This window comes from Dickeya fangzhongdai, assembly GCF_002812485.1.
Lineage (GTDB): Bacteria > Pseudomonadota > Gammaproteobacteria > Enterobacterales > Enterobacteriaceae > Dickeya > Dickeya fangzhongdai.
Window position 1 is genome coordinate 4,289,503 of sequence record NZ_CP025003.1, and the last position, 24,329, is coordinate 4,313,831.

The following is a 24,329-nucleotide window of genomic DNA, read 5'->3' on the forward strand; positions in this document are numbered from 1 at the left end:
GAGAAAAATTAGACCGGCGCCTTCAACCCGAAGAACTCACGGGCGGCCACCACATCGTTGGCGATTTGCTGCTTCAGCGCATCCAGCGAAGCAAACCGCTGCTCACTACGTAATTTTTTACACATCACCACATCTATATGTCGGCCATACAGATCCAGCGTTACATCCAGCAGATGCACTTCCAACTGCTGACGTTTGTCTCCGGTCACGGTCGGGCGGGTGCCGATATTGGCCACGCCGGGTAACGGCGCGTCGCCCAATCCATACACCTGAACCGCATACACGCCGCTGACCGGCGATACCTGGCGCTTGAGAGGCAGGTTGGCCGTTGGAAAACCGATGGTGCGACCCAGCTCGTTGCCGTGCACCACCCGACCAGAAATACTGAACGGGTGTCCCAGCAATTCCTCCGCCAGGACCAGATCGTCCTGTGCCAGCGCTTCGCGCACCGCGGTGCTGCTCACCCGCTTGCCGCTGCTGCAGAAAGTGGTGGTGCTGATCACCTCGAAATTCTGCTCGGCGCCGGCTTTCTGTAATAACAGGAAATCCCCCTCCCGGCCAGCCCCGAAGCGGAAGTCATCCCCCACCACCAGAAACTTCACCCCCAGCTTTTCCACCAGCAGACTGGAGATAAAGGTATTGGCATGGTTAGCGGCAAAGCTGGCGTCAAACGTCACGCACAGCAGGTAATCCACGCCGGCCTGCGCCAGATATTTCACCTTGTCGCGCAGGCGGGTCAGCCGTGCCGGCGCTTTCTCGGCGGCAAACAGCTCCAGCGGCTGAGGTTCGAAAATCATCACCATCACCGGCAACCCGCGTGCCTGCCCTTCCTGCTTCAGGCGTTCAAGCAATGCCTGATGTCCGCGGTGGACACCGTCAAAGTTACCAATAGTTAGCACACAGCCGTAATGGCAGGCCTGAAGATTGTGTATACCGCGAATTAGCTGCATAACTGGCTCAAAACAGTGGAAATCGGCGGATTATACCTTGTACAGCGAGCAAGGTTAACCCGCGATTCATGCCTTTTGTGCCGGCCCGGCGGATTTCAGCATCCCGCTTCGATGAGAATTTTTCATATACCGAAAATCGGGCGCATCGCCGGGCGTGCGGCTTTTAACCCGTAATCAAACGCTTGACGCCACAAAGGCGGCAAACGGTGAATTTATGACGCGAAAGGCTGTATTCCCGACGCTTAAGCTGTTAAAATCCCGCGCCATCACAACGTAACAAGCGCTGGCGTACAAACGGCGCTTATTTGCACAAATCCATTGACAAAAGAAGGCTAAAAGGGCATATTCCTCGGCCTTTGAATTGTCCTCGATAGAATATATTTGGGAGTTGGACCTTGGCTAATATCAAATCAGCTAAGAAACGCGCCGTACAGTCTGAGAAGCGCCGCAAGCACAATGCAAGCCGTCGCTCCATGATGCGTACTTTCATCAAGAAAGTGTATGCGGCCATCGCCGGTGGCGATAAAGAAGCTGCACAGAAAGCATTTAATGACATGCAACCGATCGTGGATCGTCAGGCCAGCAAAGGTCTGATCCACAAAAACAAAGCTGCTCGTCATAAATCCAATCTGACTGCGCAGATCAACGCGATGCAATAATCACGTTTACGTGATGAATCGCTGAAAAAACCGGCTCAGGCCGGTTTTTTTGTGCCTGCTCGTCAGTGAAATTGTTTCATTCGCAAAACAGGGAAGAGAAATCCGCATTGCAGACACGCTGCACCGCCGGGTGTTGAATCATACGTTCCGCGAAAATGACGTAATACTCGTCCTGAATGTTGTCGAGGCGGCCGATTTCCATAATGTCGTCTTGTGCGGCCATCTCGCGGGCATGCAGCGACGGCGCGACGAAAACCGCGTCATGGTTCATACCGAAAGCGGTCATCAGCGCCGCGTCATCAAACTCGCCCATAATGTCCACCGGCAGATTCTGCTCGCTGAACCAGTTGAGTAACTTGCGGCCCAGCATGGTGCGGCGCGCCGGGATCAATAGCTTACGCTGCGACAGACAGTCGGGGAAAGGCAGACTCGGCTCCGGTCGGCGACAGTAAAAACTCACGCAGCACTCGCCGAGCTTGCGGGAAAACAGCCCCGCCTGCTGGCCGGAATCGACCGGGCAATCCGACAGAATCATGTCCAGCTTATGCTGACTCAACTGCTCGATCAGCATCTCATGGGTGGACTCGAAACAGCGCAGGTGAATCGGCGTCTGTTCATTCACCACCGTTTCCAGCACCCGGCTCACCAGCCGTTTGGACAAGGCATCCGCAACGCCGACATCAAACAGCAGGCTGGACTCCTTGCGGTAATTCACGATATCCAGCATTTCCTGGCTCAACGCAAACATCTTGTCCGCATAGCGGAACACCAGTTGCCCCAGTTCGGTCGGCTCCAGACCGCGCCCTTTACGTTTGAATAACTTGCCCTGCAAACGTTCTTCCAGCGACTTGATCTGCCCGGTAATGGTCTGCGGCGTCAGGAACAACCGCTCGGCGGCGCCCGCCACCGAACCGGTCTTGCACACCTGCCAAAAATAATAGAGATGATTGAAGTTGATGTGCGACATACGATCGTTCCCCTTCTCTCTCATGCACGCCTTAGCGTTGCGCGGCAGGCAATACCGAACGCAACGTCAGGTAGCCCAGCACCGCCGTCGTGAGCGACGTCAGCAAGATCGCCAGTTTGGCGTACAGGATGTCCGGCGCGGCCACCTCGCCAAACGCCAGCAACGTAATGAAGATAGACATGGTGAACCCGATGCCGCACAGCACCGATACCGCCATCACCTGACGGAAATCCACGCCGCCCGGCAACCTGCCCAGCCCAAGGCGGATCACCAGCCAGCTAAACAATGACACGCCAATCGGTTTACCCAGCAATAACCCGCTGGCGATGCCCAGCGTCAATGGCGACAGCAAGTGTTCGACGGCGACGCCCTGCAGCGTAATGCCGGCATTGGCGAAGGCAAACAGCGGGATCACCAGAAACGCGATCCAGCTTGCCAGCCCATGTTCCAGCGTACTGGCGGGCGAGGGGTGGCCCGCCGGAGCGCGCAGCGGAATAAAGAAACCGACAATCACGCCGGCCAGCGTGGCATGCACGCCGGATTTCAGAATGCAGACCCACAACACAATCCCGACCAGCAGATAAGCAGACGTTTTCATCACCTGCTGGTGATTCATGTACGCCAGTAAAGCGATCGCCGCCAGCGCGCCCGACAGCGCCAGCCAGTGCAATTGCTGGGTATAGAACAACGCGATAATCACGATCGCCCCCAGATCGTCAATGATCGCCAGCGCCAGCAGGAACACCTTCAACCCTGCCGGCACTCGTTTACCCAGCAGGACCAGAATGCCGACCGCAAAAGCGATATCCGTCGCGGTAGGAATCGCCCAGCCTGAACGGGTTTCCGCTTCAGCGGCGTTAAACAACAGGAAAAACAGCGCGGGAACCAGCATCCCGCCAAAGGCCGCCACCACCGGCAGTATCGCCTGCCGCCGGCTCGCCAGCGCGCCGACCACCAGTTCGCGTTTCACTTCCAGACCGACCTGCAGGAAAAACAGCGCCATCAGGCCGTCATTGATCCACAACAGCAGCGGCTTGTTAATTTCCAGCGCGCCAATGCCCATCACCACCGGTATCTCCAGAAAGGACTGATACCACGGCAATGTGGCCGGTATGTTGGCGACCAGCAGCGCCAGCAGAGTCGCGGCAATCAAAATCATTCCGGCGGCCGCTTCCAGCCCGGTCAGATAGCGGAACAGCTTTATCACGTTTCTTCTCCCTTACAGCATCGGCGGGCATCACTCATCACTGCCCGATAATGGATAGCAAGGTTAAGCCACACCACTCATCGTTAAAAGCAGTTTTAAACTGGATTAATACTCGAAAAAACCGAATCGGTGGATAACGGCAATAAAAAAACCGGCCAGGATAAACCGGCCGGTTTTTATCACCGCGTCACGGTGGTAATCAGGATCAGCGCGTCAGGTCGTCAAAGAATTTCTTCACGCCGTCGAAGAAACTTTTGGAGCGCGGACTGTTGCTTTCGCCAGTCGGGCCGCCAAAGCTCTCCTGCAATTCCTGCAACAGCTGTTTTTGACGATCGCTCAGATTGACCGGGGTTTCCACCACCACCCGGCACAGCAGATCGCCCTGAATGCCGCCGCGTACCGATTTCACGCCCTTGCCGCGCATGCGGAACAGTTTGCCGGTTTGCGTTTCCGCCGGTACTTTCAGCATCACGCGCCCGTCCAGCGTCGGCACTTCAATTTCACCGCCCAACGCCGCCATAGCGAAGTTGATCGGCACTTCGCAGTAGAGGTTGTTGTCTTCGCGCTGGAAGATCGGGTGCTCGCGTACCTGCACTTGTACGTACAGATCGCCGGCCGGGGCGCCAAATTCCCCCGCCTCCCCTTCACCCGCCAGGCGGATGCGATCGCCAGTGTCCACGCCGGCCGGAATCTTGACCGACAGCGTTTTGCTTTTCTCAACACGCCCGTGACCATGACACTTCGTGCAAGGATCTTTGATGATCTTGCCGCGGCCATGACAGTGCGGACAGGTCTGCTGCACGGTGAAGAACCCCTGACGCATCTGCACCTGTCCGTTGCCGTGACAGGTTGGACAGGTCACCGCGTTGCTGCCCGGTCTGGCGCCGCTGCCATGACAAACGTCGCATTCCTGCAGCGTCGGGATACGGATCTCTTTGGTGACGCCGCGTACCGCTTCTTCCAGCGTCAGCTCCATGGTGTAGCGTAAATCAGAGCCGCGACTCGCACGCTGACGGCGACCGCCGCCAAAGATATCACCGAAAACATCGCCGAAAATATCGCCGAAATCAGCGCCGCCGAAACCACCTGCGCCGCCACCGCCGCCCATACCGCCCTGCTCAAACGCGGCATGTCCATACTGATCGTAGGCCGCGCGTTTCTGAGCATCGGTCAAAATCTCATAGGCTTCTTTGACTTCCTTGAATTTGGCCTCGGCGTCTTTGTCGCCCGGATTGCGATCCGGGTGATATTTCATCGCCAGCCGTTTGTAAGCCTTTTTGATTTCGCGCTCATCCGCGTCTTTCGCAACGCCCAGAATCTCGTAGTAGTCTTGCTTCGCCATTCTTTTTTCCTGCCCTCAACATGCGTGCACGGGCGCAGAGTTTCCCCGACGCCCGTGCTGGTTGCCAGCAACAGTATGAGCTACCGCTACTGCGCCCGCTTAAGGGCGATTATTTCTTGTCTTTGACTTCTTCGAACTCGGCGTCAACGACATCATCATCCTGACGGGCTGCATTGTCGGCGCCGGCAGCACCGGCCTGAGCCTGTTGCTGCTGAGCGGCTTCCAGCAGTTTGGTAGACGCTTCCGCCAGCTTCTGGATCTTCGCTTCGATGTCCGCCTTGTCTTCGCCTTTCAGCGCAGTTTCCAGCGCTTTCAGCGCCTCTTCGATAGCGGTCTTGTCGGCAGCGGCCAGTTTGTCGCCGGTTTCTTCCAGCTGTTTGCGGGTGCTGTGCAGCAGGTGGTCGCCCTGGTTGCGCGCCTGCACCAGCTCTTCAAACTTACGATCCGCTTCGGCGTTGGCTTCAGCTTCACGCACCATCTTCTGGATTTCGTCTTCGTTCAGGCCGGAAGACGCCTTGATGGTGATGTTCTGCTCGCGACCGCTGTTCTTGTCTTTAGCGGAAACATGCAGGATACCGTCGGCATCGATGTCGAAGGTGACTTCGATCTGCGGCATACCGCGCGGCGCCGGCTGAATACCGTCCAGGTTGAACTGCCCCAACGATTTGTTATCGTGGGCGCGCTTACGCTCACCCTGCAGTACGTGGATCGTCACCGCGGACTGGTTGTCTTCCGCCGTCGAGAACACCTGACTGTGCTTGGTCGGGATAGTAGTGTTCTTGGTAATCAGCGGAGTCATCACGCCGCCCATGGTTTCGATACCCAGAGACAGCGGAGTAACGTCCAGCAGCAGCACGTCTTTCACGTCGCCAGCCAGCACGCCGCCCTGCACCGCGGCGCCAATCGCCACCGCTTCGTCCGGGTTCACGTCTTTACGCGGTTCTTTACCGAAGAAATCGGCAACTTTCTTCTGCACCAGCGGCATACGGGTCTGGCCGCCGACCAGAATCACGTCGTGGATTTCGGAAACCGACAGCCCGGCATCCTGCAACGCCACTTTCAGCGGCTCCAGGGAACGGGTTACTAGATCTTCGACCAGCGATTCCAGTTTGGCGCGAGTTACCTTGATGTTCAGGTGTTTCGGGCCGGTGGCGTCCGCCGTGATGTACGGCAGGTTAACATCGGTCTGCTGAGCGGAAGACAGTTCGATCTTCGCTTTTTCCGCCGCTTCTTTCAGACGCTGCATCGCCAGCGGGTCGTTACGCAGGTCAAAGCCCTGCTCTTTTTTGAATTCGTCGACCAGGTAGTTGATCATACGGCTGTCGAAGTCTTCGCCGCCCAGGTGAGTATCACCGTTGGTCGCCAGTACTTCGAAGGTTTTCTCGCCGTCGACATCATCGATTTCAATGATGGAGATATCGAACGTACCGCCACCCAGGTCGTATACAGCGATAGTGCGGTTGCCGACGCCTTTGTCCAGGCCGTAAGCCAGCGCAGCCGCCGTCGGTTCGTTGATGATACGTTTGACTTCCAGACCGGCGATACGGCCGGCGTCTTTGGTCGCCTGACGCTGGGCGTCGTTGAAGTATGCCGGTACGGTGATGACCGCTTCGGTGATGGTTTCACCCAGATAATCTTCCGCCGTCTTCTTCATTTTTTTCAGGACTTCAGCGGAAATCTGCGGCGGAGCCAGTTTCTGGTCTTTCACTTCCACCCAGGCGTCGCCGTTGTCGGCCGGCAGGATTTTGTACGGCATGATGTTGGTGTCGCGCTGTACTTCTTCATCCTGGAAACGACGACCAATCAGACGCTTGATGGCGAACAGCGTATTTTTCGGGTTAGTCACCGCCTGACGTTTAGCCGGTTGGCCAACCAGAGTTTCACCATCTTGCGTATAGGCAATAATGGAAGGCGTGGTGCGATCGCCTTCGCTGTTTTCCAGTACCTTAACCTGCGTACCGTCCATAATCGCTACACAAGAGTTGGTTGTACCCAAGTCGATACCAATAATCTTACCCATCTAAACATCTCCACTTAAAAGTCATATCCGGTGTGGTGGTTTAACCTACTATGCGGGCGAAATGTTGCTTTTCAACACCCCGAAATCGTCTTTGTCTTTTCGGTCAAACCGCTTTGATGACTCTAAGATGGGGACGACAATTCCTGCATCAAGGGGCACTAACCAAAAAAAACTGCATCTTCCCGGTTTTTGATCAAAGTATTCGCATCCTATCTGGTTGTATCGCCCATTCCCGCCCGCTATGATGCCGCGCTCGCCGCAGAAAAGGGATTGACCCGGCCTGACAGCGGGTACCGGCGACGCTCCGTTTACCTCATGGGAACGCCCGCCGGGCAAACCTTGAGACACAACAACACATTGACCATTTTGTTATTGCAGAGGATGTATGCACGCGAAAACGTTGGCGAATCCGGGCCCACTGGGACTGATGGGCTTCGGGATGACCACCATTCTGTTAAACCTGCACAACGCAGGCTTTTTCCCACTGACTTCCATTATTCTGAGCATGGGAATCTTCTACGGCGGCATCGCCCAGATCCTGGCCGGTCTGCTGGAGTATAAGAAAGGCAATACCTTTGGCGTGACTGCCTTTACCTCCTACGGCGCGTTCTGGCTGACGCTGGTCGCCATCATCATGCTGCCGAAAATGGGCCTGGCGGAAGCGGCCGACGCGCAGTTCCTCGGCGTGTTCCTGGCGCTGTGGGGCATCTTCACCCTGTTCATGTTCTTCGGCACCCTGGGCGCCAACCGCGCACTGCAGTTCGTGTTCGCCAGCCTGACCGTGCTGTTCGCCCTGCTGGCGATCGGCAACATCACCGGAAACCACGCGCTGCTGACCTTCGCCGGTTATGAAGGCATTATCTGCGGCGCCAGCGCCATCTATCTGGCGATGGCCGAAGTGCTCAACGAACAGTACGGCCGTACCGTACTGCCGATTGGCGCTCGCGGCGCGCACTGACGGAAAACCGTTTAGAGCGGCACCAACGCAAACCAACGCAAAAAGAGAGGCGCATCAGGCGCCTCTCTTTTTTTGTCCGGATGTCCGCGCGAGTCTACACCCCGGCCGGAGAACCGACCTGCTCAGCCTGTGCTTCCACCTCGCGGTGAGTCTGGCTTTGCAGATAAACGCCCAGCACCAGCCCCAACGCGCACAACGCCAGCACATAGAAGGCCGGCGCCAGCGGCGTCCACTTCATCATCAGCGTAACGAAAATGGGCGTCATGCCGCCAAAAATGGCGTATGCCACGTTATACGAGAAGGAAATGCCGGAGAAACGCACCGCCGCCGGGAACGCCCGCACCATCACGTAAGGCACCGCGCCCACCACCCCGACGCTCAATCCCGCCAGCGCATAGCTGATAAACAGCAGGCTATGGCTCTGCGCGGCATGGGAGTAAAACAGCCAGCTGCACGTCGCAAACAACAGACTGCCGATGATGAAGGTACGGCCGACGCCAATCCGGTCCGCCGCCAGCCCGGCGATAATACAGCCGACCATTAACGCAACGGTGGCCAGACTGTTGGCCTGTAACGTCAACGCCGCCGGGATACCATGCAATTTTTGCAAATACACCGGCGCCATCAGAATCACCACGACAATTCCAGCGGACAACATCCAGGTCAGCAACATGCTGACCAGTATCGCTTTCTTATGACGTAACACGATTGTCTTGAGCGGCAGTTCGTCCGCCAGCGCTTTGTGCGCCTGCATCTCGCGGAAAATCGGCGTTTCCTGCAGCCAGCGGCGCAAATACAGCGCGATAAGTCCGAAGATACCGCCGATAAAGAATGGGATACGCCAGCCGCCGGCGACGATCTGCGCGGGCGGCAGCAAGGTATTAAGCAGCGTGGCGATCATCGAACCGAACAAAATCCCCAGCGTCAGCCCGGCGGTCAGCGTGCCGCAGGCGATGCCGATACGAGAGCGGGGAACGTGTTCCGCGACAAACACCCAGGCACCCGGCACTTCACCGCCGATCGCCGCGCCCTGCAGCACCCGCATCAACAGCAGCAGCAAAGGCGCCGCGATGCCGATGGAAGCATAGGTCGGCAGCATCCCCATTCCCAGTGTGGGCAGGGCCATCAGTAAGATGCTCAGGCTGAACATTTTTTTGCGACCGACCCGATCGCCAAAATGCGCCATCACGATACCGCCCAGCGGGCGAGCCAGATAGCCGGCGGCAAAGATGCCAAAGGTTTGAACCTGCCGCAGCCATTCAGGAATATCCGACGGAAAAAACAGATCGCCGATAACAGCGGCAAAAAAGACGAAGATGATGAAGTCGTAAAACTCCAGCGCGCCGCCCAGCGCCGCCAATGAAAGGGTTTGATAATCGTGTCGATTCAATCGACGGTGTTGTTCGCCAGCCATAAATCACCGCACAATGCCAGTACAATAAGAAAATAATTTCAAATCGCTGTGTAAATGAAACCTTACTATAGCGGCAGATTTTTGGCACACCAGCACCAGGCGATGGTTATCAACAAATTGCGTTAACTTCAGCTTTTTATATCGCGTATCGCACTCTTGGGGCGAAAAGCTGCTACTACGTCCGGATTGGTTTCGATATAAGGTCCTTCCAGCAGTTGGATGCAGTAGGGAACACTGGCGAAAATCCCCGGTACGATGACCTGGCCGGACGCATCTTTCAGGCCGGTCAGGGTCTCGCGGATGGATTTCGGCTGCCCCGGCAGGTTGAGGATCAGCGCCTGTTTACGGATCACGCCAACCTGACGCGACAGAATGGCGGTGGGAACAAACCGCAGGCTGATCTGCCGCATCTGCTCGCCGAATCCCGGCATTTCCCGATCGGCCACCGCCAGCGTGGCGTCCGGCGTCACATCCCGACGCGCCGGGCCGGTGCCGCCGGTGGTCAGCACCAGATGGCAACCGCACTCATCCACCAGTTCACACAGCGTCTGCTCAATCAGCGGCTGTTCATCCGGCACCAGACGAGTTTGCACGTCGAAGGGGGTGGTCAGTGCTTCCGCCAGCCATGCCTGCAGAGCCGGAATGCCTTCATCCTGATAGACACCGCTGGATGCGCGATCAGAAATGGATACCAAACCAACACATAGACTGTTCATAAGCACCTCTTGTTTATCAAAAAATTTATTCTATCAGTCTGATTAATAATCCGAAGCGTTAAATCCGTTCAAAAATCCGCTCGCTAATGCGACAATGTTCGAAATCTGCGCGGTTCCACAAGAAAATACGTTATGACCGTGCACAATATCTAACGATTCAACGAGTTAATTCTCGCTCATCGATTAATGTTTCTGACAATAACAATAATTAAGAGTCTACCTCAGCCAGCGTGATTGTCGCAGCCAGATTGAACAAGGAAAGTGAACGGAAACCACAACGTTAATCACGACTGTGCGAATTCCGGGCACCATTCGGTTCAACCCGGTAAGCGAAATCCCCGAGCGGAGCAGACTCGGTAAGTAAGACCGATTGCCGGGCAACGGCGCATCATCGGGAAATGCAGGAAAAGTGAATGAATTTTATTAAAAATCACATTGTCAGATTGCTTGCCAATCCGGTTTCCGCTTTTGTTTTGTTTGGCCTGTTCTCGGTTGCTCTAACCAGCCTGTTGTTGCTGAACTCCCGCCAGAAAGACTGGCAGGAGGAAAAACGCAATTTCGACAGCATCATCCGTCTGTACGAGTCCTATAACACCAGCGGCGAAATCGCTGAAAGCGACCATTTCTACAAGGTCGGCAACTCGATGTTTTCCCGGGTGCGCATTATGGCGTTCAACACCCGCGACGTCGGCCACGAATGCATCAACCGCCTGTCAGAACTGAATCTTTCCCTCAACGACATGGCGATCATTCGGGTATGCCAGAATCTGCTGCCGTCCGCCGGTAACCCGCCGGAAAAGGAGCAGCTCACCACCGTCATGCCGATTCTCTCGCCCACCGACAAACTGATCGGCTTACGCATACGCGTCACCACGCTGGGCTCCTCGCCCGGCTTTGGCAACATTGCCACCACCTCGGCGGAAGTCATCACGCTGGCCTGCATCAGCCTGATGGTTGCCGTCATGGGCAGCCTGCTGTCGCTGGTCGCAAAAAAATATCTGATTGAGCTGCCGACCACCGCCCGTTACGACGATCTGACCGGCTTTCTGCGCCGGGATGCGTTTTACCAGTCAGCCAACCGCGCGTTGAAAGCGGCGCGTCATGAAAACAAGCCGCTGTGCGCCATGCTGATTGATATCGATCACTTCAAGCAGGTCAACGACACGCTGGGACACGCGGCGGGCGACGAAGCGCTGAAAGCGGTGGCGGACGTTATTCGGCATTCGTTTCGCCGTCATGACATCCTCTGCCGTCTGGGCGGCGACGAGTTTGCCGTCATATTGCCCAACATCTCGCAGGAAAACGCGGTGCGCGTAGCGGAGCGCGTCAGAGAGGGAATCCATGAGCTCGGCCATGCCTCAACATCCATGTCGCCGGGAATTACCGTCAGCATCGGGCTGGTGACCGTCGAGTCGCCGGATGAAGGGCTGGATGAAATCATCCGCCGCGCCGACGTTAACCTGTATCTGGCGAAAAGAACCCGCAACTGCACGATCACCACCCCGCTCGCCCGGCCTCTGCAAGGCGACGCAGAAACAAAAACGGCCAGCGCCAGCTGACCGTTTTCCACACGAAAAAGACGTCGCGTCTTACAACAGCGCGGCGATCATTTTTTCCAGTTTTTCCTGGTCTACCGCAAACTTACGGATACCGTCGGCCAGTTTGTCCACCGCCATCGGATCCTGATTGTGCTGCCAGTAGAATTCGGACTCGGTCAGTCTGGCCGGACGCGCTTTCACCTCACCGCTGTAAGACAGTTTGTGCGCCACGTCGCCCTGGCTTTCCGCCAGTTCTTTGAGCAGCGCCGGCGCAATGGTCAGGCGATCGCAACCAGCCAGTTCCAGAATCTCGCCGACATTGCGGAAGCTGGCGCCCATCACTACCGTTTCATAACCGTGCTGTTTGTAATATTTGTAGATGTCGGTAACGGAGATGACGCCCGGATCTTCGTGCGGCGCAAACTCTTTCCTGTCGCTGTTGGCTTTGTACCAGTCCAGAATACGGCCCACGAACGGGGAAATCAGGAACACGCCCGCTTCGGCGCAGGCGCGCGCCTGAGCAAACGAGAACAGCAGGGTCAGGTTACAGTTGATGCCTTCTTTTTCCAACTGCTCGGCGGCGCAGATCCCCTGCCAGGTGGACGCCAGTTTGATCAGGATACGGTCGTTGCTGATGCCGGCATCGTTGTACAGCTTGATCAGGCGTTTCGCTTTGGCGACGCTGGCTGCGGTGTCATAGGAAAGACGGGCGTCCACTTCGGTGGAGATGCGCCCCGGAATCAACTTGAGAATTTCCAGACCGATATTAACCGCCAGTTTGTCCGTCGCATCGACAACCTGCTGCTCGCGTTTGTCGCTCTGCGCGCGGGCCCAGGCCACAGCGTCATCAATCAGCGCACGGTATTCCGGGATTTGCGCGGCATTCAGAATCAGGGAAGGGTTGGTGGTGGCGTCCTGCGGCTGGTAAAGCTTCATTGCCGCGATATCGCCGGTATCCGCCACCACAGTGGTGAATTGGCGTAGGGAAGTCAGTTTATCCGTCATGTTGGCCTTTCTCATTGTTTGTGCATGAACTGGTGGCAGGAACTGTCGCCAGAGCCTGATAATAACACGCGCCCAAGCCCGCGCAAGCGGACCAGAAAAAAACCGCACGCAGGAAACAAAATATTTTTTCAATTAAAAATCAACAAAATAAACATCATTTATTTTTCTTTTACCCCTGTTTTTGATGAAAAATCACACGAGAGCCTAAACCACGCTGATTTATCACGCCTGTCACAGCCATCGCCCCTTTTTTACCGGCTTTTGCTACAGTAAGGCCATTCAAGACACCAACGGGATACGTTTATGCTGATCACCCTTTCACCTGCCAAAACGCTGGATTACACCAGCCCGCTGCCCACGCAACGCTACACGCAACCCGCTCTGCTGGAGTATTCCCAGCAGTTGATGCGGCATTGCAAACAGCTGACCCCGGCGAATATCGCCTCGCTGATGGGTATCAGCGATAAGCTGGCGGACCTGAATGCAGCCCGTTTTCAGGAATGGCACCCGGAATTTTCGCTGGATAACGCGCGTCAGGCGTTGCTGGCGTTCAAAGGCGATGTCTACACCGGGCTGGCGGCGGAGGATTTCAACGAGGCGGATTTCGATTTCGCCCAGCAGCATCTGCGTATTCTGTCCGGCCTGTACGGCGTGCTGCGGCCACTGGACCTGATGCAGCCTTACCGGCTGGAAATGGGTATCCGGCTGAAAAACGACGCGGGCAACGACCTGTATCAGTTCTGGGGCGATACCATCACCGACACGCTCAATCAGGCGCTGAAAGCGCAGAACGACGATATTCTGATCAATCTGGCGTCCGACGAATACTTCAAATCCGTCAAACCGGCCAGACTCAAGGCGCGGCTGATAAAACCGGTCTTTCTCGATGAGAAGAATGGCAAGTTTAAGGTGATCAGCTTCTACGCCAAGAAAGCGCGCGGCCTGATGAGCCGCTTCATCATTCAGAACCGCCTGACCACGCCGGAGCAACTGAAAAACTTTGACAGCGAAGGCTATTACTTTGACGCCGCCAACTCCTCGGCAGACGAACTGATCTTCAAGCGCCGCGAACGCGACGCCTGACAAAACGGGTTATCCGCTCCATAAACGAACACGGCCGGAAAGCGGTTTCCCCCTTTCCGGCCGTCATACGTGCAGAAGTAATACGTTGCAGAATTAGCGCGGCAGTTCCATCAGGAATTGACGCAGCTGCGCGAAGTCCGGCGCGAAGTGGTGCGACAGCAGCGCCAAATCGGCGCGTTCGGCCAGCGCCGCCGGCAGCGGCAATGTCTTAGCGAGAATCGCCTCGACGCTCTCCTTGAACTTCGCCGGATGGGCGGTGCCCAGGAACAGGCCGTATTCGCCCGGCTGCAACTGATCGCGCAGCAGACGGTAAGCGATCGCCGCGTGCGGCTCGGACGTGTAGCCCAGCGCCGCCAGTTCCAGCATGGTGGCTTTGGTGGTCTCATCGCTCACCGCGCCGAACGCCAGCTCTTTCAGTTGCCAGTTCTTGCGGCGGAACAGCTCTTCCACACGCGGCCAGTTGTTCGGCTGGCTCACGTCCATCGCATTGGACAACGTCGCCACGGTCGGATTCGGCTGCCAGGCGCCGCTTTGCAGAAAACGCGGCACCGTGTCGTTGGCGTTGGTGGCGGCGATAAAGCGCTTCACCGGCAGGCCCAGCGATTTCGCCAGCAGGCCGGCGGTCAGGTCGCCGAAGTTGCCGCTCGGTACCGATATCACCAGTTGATTGCGAGCTTCCTGCGGCAACTGCGCCACCGCTTCGAAATAGTAGCTGATCTGCGCCAGCAGACGGCTGATGTTGATGGAGTTGGCGGAATTCAGCCCTATCGCACGTTTCAGCTCTTCATCATCAAACGCCTGCTTCACCAGCGCCTGACAGGCATCGAAATCGCTGTCGACGGCGATAGTGTGAATGTTGCCGCCCAGCGTACAGAACAGTTTTTCCTGCAACGGACTGATCTTGCCGTTCGGATACAGGATCACCACCCGCACGTTCTTCAGGCCGTAGAACGCATGCGCAACCGCCGCGCCGGTATCGCCCGAGGTGGCGGTCAGGATCGTGATCTGCTGATCGCCCGCGACTTCCGCCAGCATCTGCGCCATCAGGCGGCCGCCGAAGTCCTTGAATGCCAGCGTCGGGCCGTGAAACAGCTCCAGCGCGGCGATGTCTTCGCTCACCGGCACTACCGGCGCCGGGAAGCGGAAAGCCGCTTTAACGCGCTGGTAGACGGTTTCATCGGACATCTCATCGCCAATGAACGCCGACAGAATGCGGCTGCTGCGGGTGACAAAATCCTGTTCCAGCAGTTCATCAATCGCCGTGCGGTCGAATTCCGGCAGCTCAAGCGGGAAAAACAGGCCCTGATTGCTCCCCAGCCCTTTGCGGATCGCTTCGGCGAAATTCACCTGTTCATTGTGATCTTTCAGATTGTACAGTTTCATGCGTTATCCCAATTGTCGCGCGCCTGCGGTATCCAGACGGCAAATATGAACAAAACCTTCGTCGTTCTGCAGATAGTTTTCCCGCAGCCAGCTTGCCAGACGCTCTGCCGAGCCCATGTTGTTGCACACGGAGAACAGCGTCGGCCCGGAACCGGAAATACCGCAGGCCAGCGCGCCCAACTCGTTGGCCGCCTGGCGCGCTTCGGCAAAGCCGGGCAACAGACGCGTGCGGTAAGGCTCGGCGATGACATCTTTCATCAGGGTCGCCGCCAGCGCCGCCTGGCCGGTATGGCAGGCGTGGATAAAGCCCGCCAGATAGCGGCCGTGGCTGATGCAATCCTGACGACGGTACTGCGCCGGCAGGATCGCCCGCGCTTCAGCCGTGGACACCTTGATGCCCGGATAGGCCATCACCCACAACCAGTCGTCAAATCCCGGCACCGGCTGACTGACGATGCCCATCTCTTCCACCATCAGTTGAATACCGCCCAGGAAGCACGGCGCCACGTTGTCGTAATGCACGCTGCCGGAAATGCGCCCTTCCAGTTCGCCCATCAGCGTCAGCAGGCGGGTGTCGTCCAGCGGTTTGCCGCAGAATTCGTTCATCGCCATCAGGCCGGCTACCACCGAACAGGCGCTGGACCCCAGCCCGGAACCGATCGGCATGTTTTTTTCCAGCGTCATGGCCACCGGCACGGTCTTGCCGATTTCCTGACAGAAACGTTCCCAGCACTGATAAACGATGTTTTCTTTCGGGTTGTCCGGCAGCTTGCTGACAAAACGCCCTTCGTTGTGCAGGCTGAACAGTTCGGCTTCCCGCACGGTTACGCAATCGCCCAGCAGGGTGCCGTCCACCGGCGATACCGCCGCGCCCAGCACGTCAAACCCCACGCTCACATTCCCGATGGATGCCGGGGCATAAATCTTCACCATTCTCACACTCCCACCTTCCACGACAGCGTACGCAACAGGTCTGCAAACACCCCGGCCGCCGTCACATCATTGCCCGCCCCGTAACCCCGCAACACCAACGGCAACGGCTGGTAATAACGGCTGTAAAACGCCAGCGCGTTCTCGCCGTCCTTCACCTTGAACAGCGGATCGTTGCCGCCCACCGCGCTGATCGTCACCTGGCACTTGCCGTCGTCGATCTTACCGACGTAGCGTAACACTTTACCTTCCGCCCGCGCCGCTTCAACCCGACGGGCGAATTCGGCGTCCAGCTCCGGCAGGCGCGCCAGGAAGCTGGCGACATCGCCCTGCGCATATTCCGGCGGCAGCACGGAATCGACCTGAATGTCGTCCAGCTCCAGTTCATAACCCGCTTCACGCGCCAGAATCAACAACTTGCGCGCCACGTCCATACCGGACAGATCGTCGCGCGGATCCGGCTCGGTAAAGCCTTTTTCTTTCGCCAGCAGCGTGGCGGCGGACAGCGACATGCCTTCATCCAGCTTGCCGAAGATAAAGGACAGCGAACCGGACAGAATACCGTTGAAGCGAATCAGCTCATCGCCGGCGTTCAGCAGGTTCTGCAGGTTCTCGATCACCGGCAGACCGGCGCCGACGTTGGTGTCGTACAGGAACTTGCGACGGGATTTGGCCGCCGCCTGACGCAACTGGTGGTAATAACGCAGCGTGCCCGTGTTGGCTTTCTTGTTAGGCGTGACGACATGGAAGCCGTTCGCCAGGAAATCGGCGTATTGATCGGCAACCGCCTGACTGGAGGTACAGTCGATGATGACCGGGTTCAGCAAGTGATACTCTTTCACCAGACGGCTGAGCGCAGCCGGGCTAAACGGTTCACGCGCCCGCGCCAGCTCGTCGCGCCAGCGATCCATTGGAATACCGTGCACGTTGGTCAGCATCGCTTTGGAATTGGCGATGCCGCATACCCGCACGTCGATGTGTTTTTGTTTCAGCCACGGCTGCTGGCGCTGAATCTGCTCCAGCAATGCGCCGCCGACGCCGCCGACGCCAATCACGAACACGTCCAGCGCCTGATTGGTGTTGAACAGCATCTGATGCGCCACCCGCACGCCGGTGGTCGCTACGTCATTGTTCACCACCACCGAAATCGAGCGCTCGGACGAGCCCTGGGCAATCGCCACGATATTGATGTTGGCGCTGGCCAGCGCGGTGAACAGACGGGCCGACAGGCCGCGCAGCGTACGCATACCGTCGCCCACCACGGAAATGATCGCCAGCCGTTGCACCACGTCCAGCGGCTCCAGTACGCCTTCTTTCAGTTCCAGATAGAATTCGTCTTCCAGCGTTTTGCGCGCGCGCGGCAACTCACTCTGAGACACGCAGAAACTGATGCTGTACTCGGAAGAGGACTGGGTGATAAGCACCACCGAGATACCGGCGCGGGACATGGCGGCGAACACGCGCGCCGCCATCCCGACCATCCCTTTCATACCAGGGCCGGAAACGTTGATCATCGCCATATTGTTCAGGTTGGTGATGCCTTTGACCGGATACTGGTTATCGTTGCTTTCCAGACCGATCAGCGTGCCGGGCGCCTGGGGATTTTCGGTATTCTTGATAAGGCAGGGAATCTGGAACTGGGCGATGGGGGCGATAGTGCGGGGGTGGAGAACTTTGGCGCCGAAGTACGACAATTCCATCGCTTCCTGATAGGACATCGACTTCAGCAACCGCGCATCCGGCACCTGACGCGGGTCACAGGTGTACACGCCGTCGACGTCAGTCCAGATCTCACAACAGTCGGCCCGCAGACACGCGGCCAGCACCGCCGCCGAATAGTCAGAGCCGTTGCGGCCCAGCACCACCAGTTCGCCTTTATCATTGCCGGCGGTAAAGCCCGCCATCAGGATCACATGGTCAGCGGGGATCGCCTGCTCATCAATGCGGCGGGTGGATTCAGCGATATCTACCGTGGATTCCAGATAATGGCCTTGCGCCAGAAGGCTGCGCACCGGGTCGATGATCGATACCTGATAGCCGCGCGCCTGAAATACGGCTTCCATGATGGCGATGGACAGCTTTTCACCACGACAAATGATAGCGGCGTTAACGCTGTCCGGGCACTGCCCCAGCAAAGCGATGCCATGCAGCACCTGTTTGAGCTGGGAAAACTCTTCGTCCACCCGCGCTTTCAGCCGGTCATAGGCAAAACCAGGCTGGGATTGCGCCAGTCCCTGCAGCAAATCGGCAAAAATGACTTCCGCTTCGGTGATATTTGGCTGGATATCCTGTTTAGCCACGGTTTTTTCAATCATGGCCACCAAGTGATTGGTGATCTTCGCCGGTGCCGACAGCACCGTAGCGACCTGTCCCTGACGTGCATTGCTTTCGATGATATCGGCAACACGCGCAAATCGTTCTGCGTTGGCTACCGAGGTCCCGCCAAATTTCAACACTCGCATTTTTGTCTGTTCTCCTGAATTTTCAGTTGCCAAAAACGCCGGGAGCGTTTTTGAAAGCCATTTGCAACGGCCTTATAAGGTTGGCGGGCAGCAATAAGCCCGCGATAACGGTAAAAAAAAAGCCCGCACTGTGAAGTGCGGGCTTTTTCTGGATTCATCTGTACGCGTCAGCCCGCACCGTTACTCGTCGTACCGGTGGTAATAATAATGGTGGTGGTAACCAGGCTGATGTGATGCATTGCGTAACGTTCTCGTAGAGCGAAAAATTATCTGCCCTATTAGTTATGGCAATCGCCCTGCTAAGTCAACGGATTTCTTCATTCCTCCCTCCACTTTACGCCGGTGACGGCGGATAAAGTCACTATGGAAAAACAAAAAACCCAAACAATGATTCAGAAAAATCGGCCAGTCATGATGATTCGCCAGAGAATCCTCATTTTCCCTGATCTTCTGCCGATAGCGCTTTTTCCACATCATGCAGCAGCCTATGCAGCATAGCGCTGTCACGTTGCTCCAGTAATCCGAGCCGCTGTTGCAGCCAGTCGCGCAGTTTTTCGTCCTGCTGCGCGCCGACCCGAACCAGCAAACGCGCAAACCGCTCGCGCAACGCCGCCAGTTGTCCGGACTCAGCCTGCGTCGGCTTGGCCGCGGTCACCTGCATCAACGACGCCAGTTGATAACAATACACCATCACCGCCTGCCCCAGATTCAATGACGGATAATCCGCCGCCATCGGCACGCCGGTCAGGATGTCCGCCAGCGCCAGCTCCTCATTGGTCAGCCCGGAATCTTCGCGGCCAAACACCAGCGCCGCAGAACTGACCCATTGCCGCTTTTCCTCCAGCACGCTCAGCAACTGCGCTGGCTCACAGTAGTAATGAAAACGGGCGCGGCTGCGGGCGGTGGTCGCTACCGTGAACTCAACATCCGCCAGCGCGTCGGCCAGCGTCGGGAAAACGTCGACCCCATCAAGAATATCGCCGGAGCCATGCGCCACCCAACGCGCCGACGGCTCAAGATGCGCAGTGCTGTCGACAATCCGCAACCGGCCAAACCCCATGGTTTTCATGGCGCGCGCCGCCGCACCGACGTTTTCGGCCCGGGCGGGCGCCACCAAAATGATATAAAACTGCACACAACCTCCCAGCACGCACCTGGCAGGTGCGCTGACGAATAAAATGTAGCGATGATTTACGCTGGAAAATAAGTCCCTACCGGGATTTGACGCATCCCGCCAGATGGCCTGAAATCGTAGCCGCATTGACGCGCCGCCGAATGACGCGACGGAAATGGAAACGCTTCAGCTATCAGCATTTATTATGCCGTGGTGAATATAAAAATGTTAAATTGTGATAGATAGCGGTATTCGTGGTGCGTTTTCCACAAATTGCTAACGTGCTACAATGAAATTTGATATATGTCAATGGAACCGTAGATTTGCCAGTCGGCGAAATCAGTGCTCACTGTTATGTTGCTGTTAATAAGGTTAAACTGTGCGCCACAATAGGCTCTGTTGCAAAACCTCATCGCCACCTGTTATCAGGCTCGCGTCGGGTGGAAACAAGTGCTTCAAAACGTATTTACGTACTTGAGTCAGTCGGCGAAAAAACGGTGAACACGATTTCCCAAAGCGCCCGAGAGAACCAGGACTTCTGTACTTTCGAATCTCTATATTAGTTGGCAATTTTAGGTAGCAAACATGCAGACCCCCCACATTCTTATTGTCGAAGACGAGTTGGTAACTCGTAACACCCTCAAAAGCATTTTTGAGGCCGAGGGATACGTTGTTCACGAAGCCACCGACGGCGCCGAGATGCATAACATCCTGTCCGAACATGACATCAATCTGGTCATTATGGATATTAACCTGCCGGGCAAGAATGGCTTGTTGCTGGCGCGTGAACTGCGCGAGCAGGCAAGCGTGGCGTTGATGTTCCTGACCGGGCGCGATAACGAAGTCGACAAGATTCTGGGCCTGGAAATCGGCGCAGACGACTACATCACCAAGCCGTTCAACCCGCGTGAACTGACCATCCGCGCACGCAATCTGCTGTCCCGCACCATGAATCTGGGCGGCGGCACCGAAGAGCGTCGTCTGGTGGAAAGCTACCGCTTCAATGGTTGGGAGCTGGATATCAACAGTCGTTCGCTGGTCAGCCCGAACGGCGAGCAGTACAAACTGCCGCGCAGCGAATTCCGCGCTATGCTGCACTTCTGCGAGAACCCGGGAAAAATCCAGTCCCGCGCCGAACTGCTGAAGAAAATGACCGGCCGCGAGCTGAAGCCGCATGACCGTACGGTAGACGTCACCATCCGCCGTATCCGCAAACATTTCGAATCCACTGCCGATACGCCGGAAATCATCGCCACCATTCACGGCGAAGGTTATCGCTTCTGCGGCGATCTGGAAGACTGATTCCCGGCGCGGTCATCACGCGCCAATATCCAATATGTAGAAAGCCGGGTCTGCCCCGGCTTTTTTATTTCTGAGATGTTGTTTATTTCCGGGATAGATCGCCGTTACTTGCTCCAGGGCAGAATCGGCACCGCGCTGAGCGCGTTTTTCGGCGACCCTTCCACTATACGATCGGAATAGGTCAGGTAAACCAGCGCATTGCGTTTTGCATCGTAAAAACGCACCACCTGCAGTTTCTTGAAAATCAGCGACGTGCGCTGCTGAAACACCACGCTGCCTTTTCCCTTGCTGCTGGTGATCTTATCGCTCAGGGTAATCGGCCCCACTTGCTGACAGGAAATGGCGGCATCCGATGTATCCTCCGCCAGGCCAAGCCCCCCTTTGATGCCACCGGTTTTGGCTCTGCTCAGATAACAGGTCACGTTTGCCACATCCGGATCGTCAAACGCTTCCACGATGATTTTGTGGTCTGGTCCCAGCAGCTTAAAGACCGTATCCACCGATCCGATTTCCTCGGCCCAGACTGACGTCGCACCGCAGAGCAGGGCCGCAGCCATCAACACAATTCGTCTTTTCATCATTGCCTTTCTCTCACTTTGTCGCCGCCATGGCGTAGTTTCTGTGGTTCAAAGACCATTTGTCGGATAGATTTCTTTAGCAGCCTATGTTAATCAGATTCTTTATTCATCAGGCACAAAAATCTTGGTAAGTGCCCCAGGGAAAAAGTTGCTATTATGCCGGGCTTATACGCTTAGCTCTCGGTGTGTTCTATGAGGACGATCTATGGATCAAGCCAGTATCATACGTGACCTGCTCAACTGGCTGGAGGGTCATCTTGACCAGCCTTTATCGCTGGATAATGTCGCAGCCAAGGCCGGCTATTCCAAGTGGCATTTGCAGAGAATGTTCAAGGACGTAACGGGTCATGCCATCGGTTCATACATTCGTGCCCGTCGGCTCACCAAAGCGGCTGTCGCACTGTGTCTGACCAGTCGCCCGATTCTTGATATCGCCTTGCAGTACCGTTTCGATTCACAACAGACGTTCACCCGGGCGTTCAAAAAGCAGTTTGCCCAGACGCCGGCATCCTATCGTCGGGCGGATGACTGGAATACTTTCGGTATCCACCCACCGATTCGTCTCGGCGCTTTTACCATGCCGCAACCGCACTTCGTCACCTTGCCGGAAACGCAGTTGGTTGGTCTGACCCAGAGCTATACCTGTAATCTGGAGCAAATTACCTGTTTTCGTACCGAAATACGCGTCCATTTCTGGCGGCAGTATTTGGGAGAAGTCAAACAGGTCCCGCCGGTGCTGTACGGTCTGCATCATTCTCGCCCAAGCAAGGAGAAGGATGATGAACATGAAGTGCTGTATACCACCGCGCTGGAACCACACCATGTTCCGGAGGGCGTGCATCCCGGCGAACCGGTGGTATTACCGAGCGGCGACTATGCCATGTTTATTTATGAAGGCCCGGCGGATGATTTGCAGGATTTCATCATCACCCTCTACGACACCTGCCTGCCGACTTATAAACTGACACGCCGCAAAGGTTTTGATGCTGAACGCTTTTACCCCAAAGGCCACAAAGAAGCTGAACCGCCCAAAATCATCCGCTGCGAATACCTGATTCCAATTCAGCGTTAACGCTGCAATTCATCCAACGCCGGAGCGTCAAGATGGGAGACGTCTCCGGCGGTTTCTACTATCCATCCAAGCGCCAGCCAGGGGCTCTGTTGATAATCAACACGAGACAATGAACAGTTGCGCAGCCGCAAGCGGCGCTCCGCCCAGGCCGGTAATCCCAACAACGTACTCAGCAGGCAGCCCAGCGCAATACCGTGACTCACCAGCAGTGGGCGGCTGCCTTCCGGCAACGCCAGGCACTTTGCCAGCACGCTCTGCATACGCAGAGCCAATTCCGACATGGACTCGCCGTTGGGGATACGGCCATCGCGGGTGCCATCCACCAACTGTTTACGCCAGCGCTCTTCTTCAAGGCTCAGCGAATCAATCAGCCTTTCCTCCAGCACGCCCATGTTCAGCTCTCTCAAAGCCGGCTCCATGATCACCGGGCAGTCGCCGCAAGCCTGCGAGATAATGTCGGCAGTGCGGCGGGTCCGCCCCAGATCGCTGGTAAAAATATGGGTAATCCCCAGTTTCCTGACCCTTGCAGCAACCAGCCGGGCCTGATGCTCGCCACCCGAGGTCAGCGGACTGTCCGACTGCCCCTGAATGCGTCGCGCCACGTTCCACTCTGTTTCACCATGGCGAACAAGATATACCTGTAACATGATTTTTTTCCGTTATACTGCGTCAAATTAACTACAAGGTAGGGAAACATTATGTACCATGTTGTCGCTTCTACGACCAACCCGGCCAAGATTAACGCCATCACTTTAGCATTTGCCGACGTTTTTGGTGTGGATAATTGCCGCATCGAAGGGGTTGATGTAGATAGTGGAGTTCCCAGTCAACCGTTAGGTTCCGTCGAAACCCGAACGGGCGCCAGGAATCGGGTGATGAGAGCGCGGCAGGTCCGTCCGGAAGCTGATTTCTGGGTAGGCGTGGAAGCCGGCATTGAAGAAAGCATGACGTTCGCCTGGATGGTGATTGAAAATGCGGTCATCCGCGGTGAATCCCGTTCAGCCAGTCTGGTATTGCCGGAAAGCATTCTGCAGGGAATTGGCGAAGGCCGCGAACTGGGTGATGAAATGGCCCGTCTGACCGGCATTCAGGATATCAAACGTCAGGGTGGCGCGATTGGCGTATTCACGGATGGCAAACTGTCCAGAACCAGCGTGTATTATCAGGCGTTGCTGCTGGCGCTAGTGCCGTTTCATAATCCGGTTTATCAGCACCCGATTCATGCGCCGTCCGTTTGATTGCTTCCCGAACGCTAGCCCTTCTTCTCCGGTAGCAATTGCTCCTCCAGCCAGACTTTCAGCCTGGCCGGGGCGGATTTGAGGCTGTTGGAACCTCGGGTGATGGTCGCAATGCCCGCACCCAACTCATTTTTCAGCTCACGCTGGCTCATCTCGCCGCGCATCAATTCCTGAATAATACGTACCCGAGTTCCCAGCGCGGTTCGCTCATCCGGCGTTAACAGCAGTTGCAGCAGCGGTTGCTCCAGCCCTTCCGCCATCGCCTGTTGGAACAGGCTGACAAACGCCTGCCAGTTTTCATCGTCTTGTTCGGAAAATACCGGATCATGAAGTGAAGGTGATGTCATAACGGCCACCATACTATTTAACTAGTACATCAGCATAACATACT

General features: G+C 56.4%; 22 protein-coding genes and 1 other annotated feature. Of the genes, 7 read left to right on the forward strand and 15 right to left on the reverse strand.

Going from position 1 to position 24,329, the window contains the following annotated elements:
• Window positions 1–8: 8 nt before the first annotated feature.
• On the reverse strand, window positions 9–950 hold the full coding sequence (gene ribF / locus CVE23_RS19190) for a bifunctional riboflavin kinase/FAD synthetase (protein WP_038665552.1): 942 nt from the start codon (window positions 948–950) through the stop codon (window positions 9–11).
• Window positions 951–1,345: 395 nt separating this feature from the next.
• Between ribF and rpsT the strand changes: the two genes are divergently transcribed.
• Complete coding sequence (rpsT, locus tag CVE23_RS19200) at window positions 1,346–1,609, forward strand: 30S ribosomal protein S20 (protein ID WP_038665549.1); 264 nt, start codon at window positions 1,346–1,348, stop codon at window positions 1,607–1,609.
• A 76-nt stretch (window positions 1,610–1,685) separates the two neighbouring features.
• Here rpsT and nhaR read toward each other — a convergent pair whose 3' ends face one another.
• The 4 genes from nhaR to dnaK all read right to left on the reverse strand — a co-directional run bounded on the left by nhaR (window position 1,686) and on the right by dnaK (window position 7,145).
• Window positions 1,686–2,576 (reverse strand): transcriptional activator NhaR, encoded by an 891-nt coding sequence (gene nhaR, locus CVE23_RS19205; RefSeq protein ID WP_100850172.1) that lies wholly within the window; start codon window positions 2,574–2,576, stop codon window positions 1,686–1,688.
• 31 nt (window positions 2,577–2,607) lie between these two features.
• Window positions 2,608–3,783 carry a Na+/H+ antiporter NhaA gene (gene nhaA / locus CVE23_RS19210; protein WP_100850173.1) on the reverse strand — a complete coding sequence of 392 codons (1,176 nt, stop codon included), beginning with the start codon at window positions 3,781–3,783 and terminating at the stop codon, window positions 2,608–2,610.
• 205 nt (window positions 3,784–3,988) lie between these two features.
• Entirely contained in the window at window positions 3,989–5,125 is a 1,137-nt protein-coding gene (gene dnaJ / locus CVE23_RS19215; RefSeq protein ID WP_038920273.1) for a molecular chaperone DnaJ, read from the reverse strand.
• Between the two features lie 109 nt (window positions 5,126–5,234).
• Entirely contained in the window at window positions 5,235–7,145 is a 1,911-nt protein-coding gene (gene dnaK / locus CVE23_RS19220; RefSeq protein ID WP_038920274.1) for a molecular chaperone DnaK, read from the reverse strand.
• Between the two features lie 385 nt (window positions 7,146–7,530).
• On the opposite strand from dnaK, the gene satP reads away from it, so the two are divergent.
• Window positions 7,531–8,103, forward strand: a complete 573-nt coding sequence (gene satP / locus CVE23_RS19225; protein ID WP_022634932.1) for an acetate uptake transporter — start codon at window positions 7,531–7,533, stop codon at window positions 8,101–8,103.
• Window positions 8,104–8,197: 94 nt separating this feature from the next.
• Here satP and CVE23_RS19230 read toward each other — a convergent pair whose 3' ends face one another.
• Window positions 8,198–9,517 carry an MFS transporter gene (locus CVE23_RS19230; protein WP_038665534.1) on the reverse strand — a complete coding sequence of 440 codons (1,320 nt, stop codon included), beginning with the start codon at window positions 9,515–9,517 and terminating at the stop codon, window positions 8,198–8,200.
• A 128-nt stretch (window positions 9,518–9,645) separates the two neighbouring features.
• Window positions 9,646–10,233: a molybdopterin adenylyltransferase gene (gene mog / locus CVE23_RS19235; RefSeq protein ID WP_038665531.1), complete on the reverse strand. Its 588-nt coding sequence runs from the start codon at window positions 10,231–10,233 to the stop codon at window positions 9,646–9,648.
• 413 nt (window positions 10,234–10,646) lie between these two features.
• Between mog and CVE23_RS19240 the strand changes: the two genes are divergently transcribed.
• Entirely contained in the window at window positions 10,647–11,792 is a 1,146-nt protein-coding gene (locus CVE23_RS19240) for a GGDEF domain-containing protein (RefSeq protein WP_038920276.1), read from the forward strand.
• Window positions 11,793–11,822: 30 nt separating this feature from the next.
• Here CVE23_RS19240 and tal read toward each other — a convergent pair whose 3' ends face one another.
• Window positions 11,823–12,776, reverse strand: a complete 954-nt coding sequence (tal, locus tag CVE23_RS19245) for a transaldolase (RefSeq protein WP_100850174.1) — start codon at window positions 12,774–12,776, stop codon at window positions 11,823–11,825.
• A 303-nt stretch (window positions 12,777–13,079) separates the two neighbouring features.
• Between tal and yaaA the strand changes: the two genes are divergently transcribed.
• Entirely contained in the window at window positions 13,080–13,859 is a 780-nt protein-coding gene (gene yaaA, locus CVE23_RS19250; RefSeq protein ID WP_038920278.1) for a peroxide stress protein YaaA, read from the forward strand.
• Window positions 13,860–13,952: 93 nt separating this feature from the next.
• Here yaaA and thrC read toward each other — a convergent pair whose 3' ends face one another.
• From thrC to CVE23_RS19270, 4 genes are all read right to left on the reverse strand, one after another.
• Window positions 13,953–15,242: a threonine synthase gene (gene thrC / locus CVE23_RS19255; RefSeq protein WP_038920279.1), complete on the reverse strand. Its 1,290-nt coding sequence runs from the start codon at window positions 15,240–15,242 to the stop codon at window positions 13,953–13,955.
• Between the two features lie 3 nt (window positions 15,243–15,245).
• Window positions 15,246–16,175, reverse strand: a complete 930-nt coding sequence (gene thrB, locus CVE23_RS19260) for a homoserine kinase (protein WP_039693202.1) — start codon at window positions 16,173–16,175, stop codon at window positions 15,246–15,248.
• A 2-nt stretch (window positions 16,176–16,177) separates the two neighbouring features.
• Window positions 16,178–18,634, reverse strand: a complete 2,457-nt coding sequence (thrA, locus tag CVE23_RS19265; RefSeq protein ID WP_038920281.1) for a bifunctional aspartate kinase/homoserine dehydrogenase I — start codon at window positions 18,632–18,634, stop codon at window positions 16,178–16,180.
• A 112-nt stretch (window positions 18,635–18,746) separates the two neighbouring features.
• Window positions 18,747–18,866, reverse strand: a sequence feature (Thr leader region).
• 201 nt (window positions 18,867–19,067) lie between these two features.
• A complete protein-coding gene (locus tag CVE23_RS19270; RefSeq protein WP_100850175.1) occupies window positions 19,068–19,769 on the reverse strand; it encodes a tRNA/rRNA methyltransferase in 702 nt (233 codons plus the stop codon).
• 564 nt (window positions 19,770–20,333) lie between these two features.
• On the opposite strand from CVE23_RS19270, the gene arcA reads away from it, so the two are divergent.
• Window positions 20,334–21,050, forward strand: a complete 717-nt coding sequence (arcA, locus tag CVE23_RS19275) for a two-component system response regulator ArcA (protein WP_012768295.1) — start codon at window positions 20,334–20,336, stop codon at window positions 21,048–21,050.
• Between the two features lie 104 nt (window positions 21,051–21,154).
• Here arcA and creA read toward each other — a convergent pair whose 3' ends face one another.
• A complete protein-coding gene (gene creA / locus CVE23_RS19280; protein ID WP_039693199.1) occupies window positions 21,155–21,631 on the reverse strand; it encodes a protein CreA in 477 nt (158 codons plus the stop codon).
• Window positions 21,632–21,833: 202 nt separating this feature from the next.
• Here creA and robA point away from each other — a divergent pair, with 202 nt between their 5' ends.
• On the forward strand, window positions 21,834–22,700 hold the full coding sequence (gene robA / locus CVE23_RS19285; protein WP_038920283.1) for an MDR efflux pump AcrAB transcriptional activator RobA: 867 nt from the start codon (window positions 21,834–21,836) through the stop codon (window positions 22,698–22,700).
• Here robA and gpmB read toward each other — a convergent pair.
• A complete protein-coding gene (gene gpmB / locus CVE23_RS19290) occupies window positions 22,697–23,347 on the reverse strand; it encodes a 2,3-diphosphoglycerate-dependent phosphoglycerate mutase GpmB (protein WP_100850176.1) in 651 nt (216 codons plus the stop codon). The two genes, robA and gpmB, sit on opposite strands and share 4 nt — an antisense overlap.
• A gap of 51 nt (window positions 23,348–23,398) precedes the next feature.
• Here gpmB and yjjX point away from each other — a divergent pair, with 51 nt between their 5' ends.
• Complete coding sequence (gene yjjX, locus CVE23_RS19295) at window positions 23,399–23,938, forward strand: inosine/xanthosine triphosphatase (protein ID WP_038665502.1); 540 nt, start codon at window positions 23,399–23,401, stop codon at window positions 23,936–23,938.
• Between the two features lie 14 nt (window positions 23,939–23,952).
• On the opposite strand, the gene trpR is transcribed toward yjjX, so the two are convergent.
• Window positions 23,953–24,285: a trp operon repressor gene (gene trpR, locus CVE23_RS19300; RefSeq protein WP_033567439.1), complete on the reverse strand. Its 333-nt coding sequence runs from the start codon at window positions 24,283–24,285 to the stop codon at window positions 23,953–23,955.
• Window positions 24,286–24,329: the final 44 nt, after the last annotated feature.